The following is a 9,300-nucleotide window of genomic DNA, read 5'->3' as shown; positions in this document are numbered from 1 at the left end:
TTTTTTGACCTCAAAAAGTGCCTAGCATTGGAGTGATCGGGGGTAAAATTCCGGGACTTTTTCCCTGAAAATTAGGTAATTGACCACCTGAAAATGAGTAAAACCCCACACCCCACACCCCACACCCCACACCCTGCCACCACCGAAAAACTTTTTCAGCAGACCCTAGATATTAGGTGATTTCCTCTAAAGAAATTACCAGAGGATCAATTATCTGCTGTCAGAGCTTGGCATTGTTAAACTCTGCCGAAGGTAAATTTGTTATCGGAAATCACCTTATCTATTCCCCCTTTTGCATGAGGTAAGAGGTAGTTAGGGTTTGCTGAAAAAGTTTGTTGGTGGGGTTAGGAGTCGGTCGTCAGGAGTCAGTAGCCGGTCGTTTCAGGCTTTGTTGCCCTCTTTTTTTGTACCAGTTTATGTACTAACAAAGGATAATGCCAGGTTTTTGAAGGTCTTAATCCTATTTTCGCAGCATGAACATCGGATTTTAACAGGTCAAAAGCCTTATTTTAAAAGGGTTTTACCATTATTCAGCAAGCCCTAGTTAGATATGTATAATAGGGCGTTTCTGGGATTTTTCAAGTTGGCATCCACACCTCGATTCAGCAATGCCTAGTATTTTTTTTGACTGCTATTTTTCAATTTTATTGGTGAGAGTTCCGACCACATCAATACCGAGGGTTTTATGGACACTGGCGAGGAATTGATTGACGATTTCGGGATAGACTTTAATCAGGGTAGCGAGGGATTTCCCATCACCATTATCAACGATATTAACTCGATCGAGGTGTAAGCGTTTAGGAATTTTGATCGCTTCTTCCAGGATAGTTTCTAACTGTTGAATCAAGAAAATTGCCTCTGCTTCGCTGCCGGTGTTTTGCCAAACTTCTGCGAATAATTCGTTAACCAAGGCTTCAGCTTTAGCATTTTCTTCAAAAATTGCCGCTTGTCCTCTAGCACGGAAAGTTTCTGCTTCTTGTTGCGCTTCTGCGGGTAAAACTTCATCTGCTTGGAGACGTAATCTTTCTAATTCTGCTCTGACCTGTTGAAATTTTTCTTCAACTATAGCACGTTTTTCCTTAGCGGCGGCGATAGTTATTTCTTCTTCCGATTTTGCCTGTTGTTCCAATTTTGCCTTTAACTTTCTCAACTCGTTTTCTTGCTCTAAAATGATAATTTGATCGCGGGTTTTAGCTACGGTTGCTTGTTCCTCACATTCCGCGACTATTTGTTCAGCTTCATTGAGGGCATTTGATTCAGCAATTTCAGCATCACGCATGACTAAAGCGATTCTTTCTCGTCCGAGGGAGTTAAGATAATCCACTTCATCGGCAACATTTTGAATTTTGAGAGTATCAATTTCTAAACCAAGTTTTAACAGGTCTTTACTAACGTTACTGGTAATACTTTCGGCAAATTTTAGGCGATCTTCGTTCACTTGTTCGGGGGTCATTGTTGCGACTACACCCCGCAAGTTTCCTTCTAAAGTTTCTTTAGCTACGCGAATAATTTCTTCTCGATCTCGATCTAAAAAACGTTCGATCGCATTGCCGACTATTTCAGGTTTAGAACTAACTTTCACGTTAGCAATTGCCACTATATTCAGGGGAATATTGCCCTTAGAATAGGCATTTTTAATCTCAATTCTGATCGAGGTTGTGGTGACATCCATGCGTTTAACGGTTTCTAAAATTGGAATACGAATCGCCCGACCCCCCGATACCACTCGATAACCTGCATCCTGTCTATCTTTTGATTTGCGCTTCATCCCACTCAGGATGACTACTTCATTGGGTTTGCAAATACACAAAAAAGAATTGATAAACCAAATCGCACCAATACCCAGAAATATCAATAAAGCGATGGGAACACTATTCAATAATAAATTGCCAGCACTGTTGTTATTATTGTTGTCGTATTGATTGGGATTGATTTGGATGAGATAGGAATTATTTTGACTATTCATAGTTAGTTACCCTTTGGTCTAGAAAAAATTACAAATCGCCTCTGATATACTTTTCCGCAATGACTAAAACTTTATTGTCCTGGAAATTGAGGATAAATGCTTGATCCCCGACATTAAATTGTTCTTCCCCTTCCGTTATCGCTACTATATCGATCAGACTATCCCCGACATTAACTCGCACTTTCCCCTTGCTATTTTTATCGAAGGGGATTTGAACAACTCCGATTAACCCGATGAGAGAGTGATAATCGACGATACTATTTACCTGTTGGTTGCAGCGTCTTAACTTGACTAAAATCAGGAGTAGAATGGCCAAACCAATACCTACCCCTAAAGAAATTAAAACGATTGTGAGCAGTTGAGCATTCATAGTTTAGTTATTTACCGTTATGGTTGCCCCCAATCTAATTACCGTTAACTAATTTGAGACTTCGGCCATTTCAATCACGCGATCAGCATTATCTTTGACCAAAAAATTTAAAGGTTTATTGCGACGAACTTTATACTTTAAGCGTCGTGATTCCACCCGCATCAGAATTTGTTCTAAACAATCGTGATCAAAACAAACGTGACGATGACGATCCTTATAACCCGCAGTTGCCCCAGCAACGATGTGCAGTTGGGTATTTTTCTTTAACTGATACCATAAACCCTGGGGTTGATCTCCCAAAGAAGGGTTGGCAGTAGTCACAGCCGGATTACTAGACATATAAAATGGGTCAATCATATTATTGCCCATCGTCTGCTCATAATTGTAATAGTAATGGAGGGGAACATCGGCCGTGGGTAAATTTAAAAGTCCTTCATAAAATTGTCGGGCTGTCTCCAAATCTGTCACCATGATTGTATGAACTTTTGGGGCGCTGGTTAGAAACATCCACATGGCTAAAGCATAAGCGGCCAGAAGCATAACCATAATCCCCTGGGTGGACAGGAGAGTATCAAGGGGTAGGAAAGCGCCGAAGAAAAGATGATTTATCAACACTGATGTGATCCTATTGCCTAAGAATTTCTATCATTCCCTAATTATAATCATGGCGCTGAAACTTAAGTGAACAGGGTGGGGAGTTACCGAGTTCCGTACATTTGTATTAAAATGCTCCCTACCCAGTTTAAATACAGTACAATTTACCTCAAATTCTCCCCCTGGGATGAATAAATGATGAGATGATGACATTGCGGACGGAAATATGAGGAGTTAGCGGAGATGAAAGCGTATATTGGAAATAGAGCCATCCCTAGAAAAGTGAGCTACTTTTATGAATTCTTTTGCGCTTCCCGTCTTTCTGCAATCAGGTTTAACCCTACTGGCATTTTTAGTGCTGGTTATCCTGATGGCCTAAATCTTAATCTGTCTGTGACTTCGATCGAGCAGGGGACGATCGATAGCGCAGACTAGATTTTGATAGACAGTTAGCATCTGTTCAGCGATCGCCGACCAACTATATTGATTTAAGACTAAATCCCTGGCATTTTTCCCTCGTTGTTGGCGAATTTCAGGATTAGTGATAGCCGTTTCCAAAGTATTAGTTAAATCCTCCAGCTGACAAGCTGTCACCCATCCCGCAGCCGCTGCTGCTACCGCAGGATGCAGATCCACCCGGTCGGAGATAACCACGGGAATTCCGGCAGCCATAGCTTCTGCCACTGCGATGCCAAAATTTTCATAGTAGGAAGGTAAAACAAATAAATCGGCCCTAGCGAGGAGGTTATTTTTTACTTCTCCGGTCACAAATCCGGTAATTGTTGTATTTTTGACCAAGATTGACCGCTCGATCTGATTTTTAATGCGATTTTCGTACTCCCGATCCTGGGGATTGCCTCCTGCTAAGACAAAATGAAAATCTAGGCCCTTTGCTAACAACCTTTCTAAACTGGGCAGCAATAAATCTAGACCTTTTTTCGGGTCAAGACGGGACATATAGAGGATGATCGGTTTATTTTGGGGAAGAGCAAAACCGTTTACCGGTAGAGCTTGTGGGTCAAAAAAATCTACCCCTAGGGGGATGACAATATCCTTAGTTTTTATATTGAATCTTTCGGCGATTTGACACTCCTGCTGACTGGTAAAATGAACTGCCGCCGCCGCCGCTAAATTGGGTTTTTCCAGAAAATTGCCATATATTTGTTTAAGTTGCCGTTTTTTTTGCAAATCTGCCGGATCGAGGGTGCCTAGGGGACGGAGAATATAGGGCAGTTGACGGTAACGAGCGATCGAAGCAGATATACTGCTCACTGGGGAGAATAAGGCATGAATATGGGCGATATCGTAATCTTTTGCCCTATTAGCCAACCAAGTAAACAGATCAAGGGAAAATTTATAGCGGCGAAAGGGAGAACAGCGAAAATAATAGATTTGATAGCCATTTTGACTAACAGGGACCCCTAAAGGCACATCTAGGGGTGCTTGTCCCGTGTCACCATTGGAATCGGTGGTAATAATAGTCACCTCTTGGCCTAGTTGCGCCAAGGCCGCTGACAAACCGAGTACCATTTGACTGGGGCCACCATAAACAAGGGAAATCGAAGGAACAATCTGAAGAATTTTCATCGAAAAATTGGGTCAGAAACCCCGTCGTTCTAGGTTGGCTTTACTGTTAAATACTAGCGCATTTGCACGATATATGCTAGAAAGTGCCCCTTAGAGCGACTCTAAGACCAGAACAGAGTAAATCTGTTAAGGCAGCTGGGAAACCGCTCAAGAAACCCCAAGAGGATATCAAATTCAGCTAGTCCGGAACAGGGAACGGTTGAAAACGAATATCAAATTTAGATGCACAATAGCTTATCCCTCTGATTTACCAGTTATCAGTAAACAGTAAGCAGTTATCAGTGATGAGACGGGGAGTGGGTAGCATTTTCATGGCTCAGTAAATGATAATCGGTCAAGGGTAAAAAGACAGCAAGAAACCGCCATTTAATAAGTAGGTCAGCCCCCCCCTTATTAAGGGGGGCGGGGGGGGATCACTTAATACTCAAATCTGATAACTGCTCACTGAAAAGGCTAAAGGTTAACCATTCATCGATAAATATTTAGCCACCGATTGCACATCTTTATCACCCCGTCCAGAGAAATTAATAACAATGCGAGGACTACCAGTTACTTGTGGGCAAAGAGTTTCTAAATAGGCTAAAGCGTGGGCAGTTTCTAGGGCCGGAATAATCCCTTCTAAACGGGAAACTCTTTGAAAAGCTTCTAATGCTTCCCGGTCAGTGACACTGTAATATTCGGCGCGACCACTATCTTTTAAAAAGCTATGTTCTGGCCCGACTCCGGGATAATCTAAACCGGCACTAATTGAGTGGGCCTCGATAACTTGACCTTCGCTATCTTGTAATAAATAACTCATTGCTCCATGTAGAACCCCCGGTTGACCTTGGGTAAGGGTGGCGGCGTGTTTTCCGGAAGCGATACTTTCCCCGGCGGCCTCAACACCAATTAAACGCACGGAAGCTTCTTTAACAAACTCATGAAATAAACCCATAGCATTAGAACCACCCCCCACGCAAGCAAGGAGAATATCCGGTAAACCGCCCCATTTTTCCAGACTTTGCTGACGAGTTTCTTGACCGATAACCGCGTGAAAATCGCGCACCATCATCGGATAGGGATGGGGACCTGCCACAGAACCAAGGATGTAGTGAGTGGTTTCGACATTAGTTACCCAGTCGCGAATCGCTTCCGAGGTGGCATCTTTCAGGGTTCCTGTCCCGGCGGCCACGGGTTGCACCGTCGCCCCAAGCAGTCTCATGCGGAAAACATTGAGTTCCTGGCGTTCCATGTCGTGAATTCCCATATAAATCACGCATTCTAGACCAAAACGAGCGCAAACCGTAGCGGTGGCCACGCCGTGCTGTCCTGCCCCGGTTTCGGCGATAATTCGCTTTTTACCCATGCGTTTGGCTAATAAAACCTGACCGAGGGCGTTATTAATCTTGTGGGCCCCGGTATGGTTTAAATCTTCCCGTTTCAGGTAAATTTGCGCCCCAGTACCGTCAGCTTTCGCATAATGGGCGGTGAGACGTTCGGCAAAATATAAGGGACTAGGTCTACCGACGTAATCCTTGAGCAGTTGATTTAATTCTTCTTGAAAATCGGGGTCGTCTTGATACTGATTATAGGCCGTTTCTAGTTCACTTAAGGCTGGCATCAGGGTTTCCGGGACGTATTTGCCCCCGTAGCGTCCAAAACGCCCAAAAGCATCGGGATACTGGGTTGCTGTGCCGGCTGAGGCGGCATAAATCGGCGTGATAGTCATGTAAACCTTCGATGAGAGACTTATGATCCATTATAAATCTAAGGGTTTAGTCTCTGGGTTAACCTGAGTTCGAGGGCAATCATCGCCTAACCCACTTAATCATCAAAGGGTGAGCATTGCCCACCCTTTGACTGATTTTACAGCCAAATACTCACATCAACTTTTAACACCTGTCCTAATAGTAATAACCATTTTAATTGAGTCATTGGCCAGGGACAGGCAGCATCTATGGAATTGGACTGCAAAGAATTAGGAACTAGACGATCATGGAAGTAATAATAGTATAATTCCTGAGAGCGATCGAGGGATAATCCTAGCTTTAATTGTTGGCTAACTTCAATTAAACGGGTGATTAGGCGGGCATCCTCCTCCGCCGTTAAAGGATCGCCATCGTGTAATAATTTCCCAAGAGATTGCCAGAGCAGACTTTCTAAGGTTTGACGCGCTTCGGGAATGTTTAATTGACAGTGTAAATGATTGGCTTCCTTAGCAATAGCCAATAATTGATCGAGATTATTCTCCGTTGCTTGCCGCTGCTCAAAATCTTTTTCTAGGGCATTAATCACCTGTAAACAACGGTGAGAAATGGCAATATCGGCCGCTACCTGTAACTCTTGAGGTACGGGCAGCTCATCCCTTTGGAAAGCCGCTAAAATGCCGTAATTATCCCGATAAACTTGGGTGTATAGTTGATCGAGACGTTTTTTAGTTTCGGCTGTCACCTTCTGCATGATCCGGTGTCTTTCATCGGCAAAAAGATGGGGTAAAGCAAAAAAGTTTTCTCCCAATCCGCGCCCCATTTCTACGATCATGGTCGAGACACTGGCCTGTTGTAAAGATTCAAAGAGATGATCCTTAAGATTGGTATAGATTAACCGACTGTTAAAAGGTTGAATGCAGCAATAAAAATCCCAACCTCCTAAATGTAGAACAGCAAAGACAAAATGTTCACTTTCTTGGGTAATTTCTGAGGTTAATTCCACCTGTCCCACTGCTAAAGTTAAAGACCCGATCGCTTGTTTTTGATAATCTAATTGACGGGTATTGTAACAATAAATCCGATGATGACCGGGATAATCGGTAAATAGGGAACTAATAGCGTAATGGGCCGCCACCCGTTCCAAATCGACCCGCGCAGAAGTGACCAATTGTCGATAGACATCAGCCCCATCTTGATATAACTTAACGTTACTGGGGGCGAAAGCTAGACGACTGAGGAAATTCATTTCTAATTGAATTCCAGCCACTTCTCCAGCTAATTCCAGGGCCCGGCCAGCATATCTCAAAATTTGCGTACCTTCAGGTCGAGAAATTTCCTCAAAAAACCAGCCACAACTGGTAAACATCAATAAAGCTTGTCTTTGCATTTCTAATAAACGCAAAGCATCGATTTTCTCGCTTTTACTCAGGGTACGACTTTGATGCAGGGCGAGGAAATGTTCGATCGCGTCTGGGGATCGATCTAAAATAACTGCAATGTAGTCATCCCTTGTCTGCCAAGGATCCCGGAAAAATTCCTGTCCCTGAATCTCATATACCTTAATCAACTCATCTCTGAGCCAATTTAGGGACTCCCGCAGGGGTTTACGCCATTTTTGCTGGTAATTTCCCCCTCCCCCGCAACCACAGTCATCCTGCCAACGATTTACGCCATGGACGCAACTCCACGCGGTCACGGGTTTTAATTCCACTTCCCAAGTCGGGGGGCAAATACTGAGATAATGGGCGAAATTGGTGACTGTCCAGCCGTTTTTAGGGAAAGATTCTGTAAAAGCATAGCTAAGACACTTCTCTGTCCCCTGTTTGTGGTGGCCGAAGGTTTCCCCATCGGTAGCGACGCTGATTAACTGGGAAGGACGATGATCCCCTTTAATTGCCTGTCCCAGACGACCGACGAGAAAATCACTGCTGGCTAGGACATCATTAAAGCCCATATCCCGAGAAATTGGACCATCGTAGAAGAAAATATCCAGATAACGACCATCGGGGATGTAACAGCGATAGGGACGGGTGGGATCGATTTGACCTCCGGCCACCGCGTGCCATTGGGGATGGGGATCATGGTCGCTAGGGAAAGGACGACAGCGCAGGGCCTGGGAAGGGGCTAAAATGGTGAATTTAATCCCTTCATCGATTAAAGCTGTCACTGTGGCTAAATCAATGGCTGTTTCCGCTAACCACATTCCTTCGGGAGCCCGGCCGAAACGGTGCTGAAAATCGGCTTTTCCCCAGCGAATTTGGGTGTATTTGTCCTGTTTGTTGGCTAGAGGCAGAATGATATGATTATAGACTTGGGCGATGGCGTTACCATGACCGTTTAAGCGTTGACAACTTTTTTGATCCGCTGTCAGGATGCGTTGGTAAACTTCGGGATCATGGGATTGCATCCATGACATGAGGGTGGCCCCGATGTTAAAGCTGAGATATTCGTAGTTATTAACTATTTTGATCACTTCCCCCCGGTCATTGTAAATGCGCGCAAAAGCATTGGCACGATAACACTCGTGATGGATGCGTTCATTCCAATTATGGAAGGGATGGGCGCTCGGTTGCCGTTCAATTCTGTCTAGATAGGGATTTTCTCGCGGTGGTTGGTAAAAATGTCCGTGAACCGTGATATAAACTCCGTGAGCGGTTTTCAGGGGATCGACCCCCGTATCGGTATAGGAATAAAAGGTTGTAGAAGGATGTTCAACAAGATAAGTCATAGAAATGCCTAGAAAATCGTTTTTTTTTGAGCGAAAATAGCTGTAGAATGTAGCGACCTGATGTTTTAAAAAACTGAAAACCTGGCCGTTTTTCACGGCCTTGGGGTCACAATATCATATTTTGTTTTCCTAGCAAAGCTAAGGTTAACAATTCGCAACTTCTCTATACACAGCCCTAAGTAGGGTTTGCTGAAAAAGTTTGTTGGTGGGGTTAGGAGTCAGGAGTCAGGAGACTCCGAGACAGGAGACAGGAGAGGAAGTCAGAATAACAGAATGACCTGGCGTGCCTGGAAGCGGAACCCTTTGTGTTCGTCTCCAGAAAGTGCAAGGGTTTTGAGTCCCTCGGATCGATTTCTCAACGTTTGTC

At 44.0% G+C, this 9,300-nt stretch carries 6 protein-coding genes; all 6 read right to left on the bottom strand.

Features of this window, described 5'->3' with window-relative positions; genetic code table 11:
- Positions 1–631: 631 nt before the first annotated feature.
- Complete coding sequence (locus tag IM456_RS10550; protein ID WP_149986432.1) at positions 632–1,966, bottom strand: flotillin family protein; 1,335 nt, start codon at positions 1,964–1,966, stop codon at positions 632–634.
- 28 nt (positions 1,967–1,994) lie between these two features.
- Positions 1,995–2,336, bottom strand: coding sequence for a hypothetical protein (locus IM456_RS10545; RefSeq protein WP_002757816.1), 342 nt, complete (start codon positions 2,334–2,336; stop codon positions 1,995–1,997).
- Between the two features lie 48 nt (positions 2,337–2,384).
- On the bottom strand, positions 2,385–2,951 hold the full coding sequence (locus IM456_RS10540) for a hypothetical protein (protein WP_002784990.1): 567 nt from the start codon (positions 2,949–2,951) through the stop codon (positions 2,385–2,387).
- 354 nt (positions 2,952–3,305) lie between these two features.
- Positions 3,306–4,517, bottom strand: a complete 1,212-nt coding sequence (hpsP, locus tag IM456_RS10535) for a hormogonium polysaccharide biosynthesis glycosyltransferase HpsP (RefSeq protein WP_287693320.1) — start codon at positions 4,515–4,517, stop codon at positions 3,306–3,308.
- Positions 4,518–4,977: 460 nt separating this feature from the next.
- A complete protein-coding gene (gene trpB, locus IM456_RS10530) occupies positions 4,978–6,225 on the bottom strand; it encodes a tryptophan synthase subunit beta (RefSeq protein ID WP_012265094.1) in 1,248 nt (415 codons plus the stop codon).
- Between the two features lie 137 nt (positions 6,226–6,362).
- Positions 6,363–8,933: a DUF3536 domain-containing protein gene (locus IM456_RS10525; protein ID WP_149986430.1), complete on the bottom strand. Its 2,571-nt coding sequence runs from the start codon at positions 8,931–8,933 to the stop codon at positions 6,363–6,365.
- Positions 8,934–9,300 lie beyond the last annotated feature (367 nt).

The sequence above is a fragment of the Microcystis sp. M079S1 genome, from assembly GCF_020246425.1.
Lineage (GTDB): Bacteria > Cyanobacteriota > Cyanobacteriia > Cyanobacteriales > Microcystaceae > Microcystis > Microcystis aeruginosa.
The sequence above is the reverse complement of the archived record's forward strand: the minus strand, read 5'-3'. Positions and strand labels throughout refer to the sequence as shown.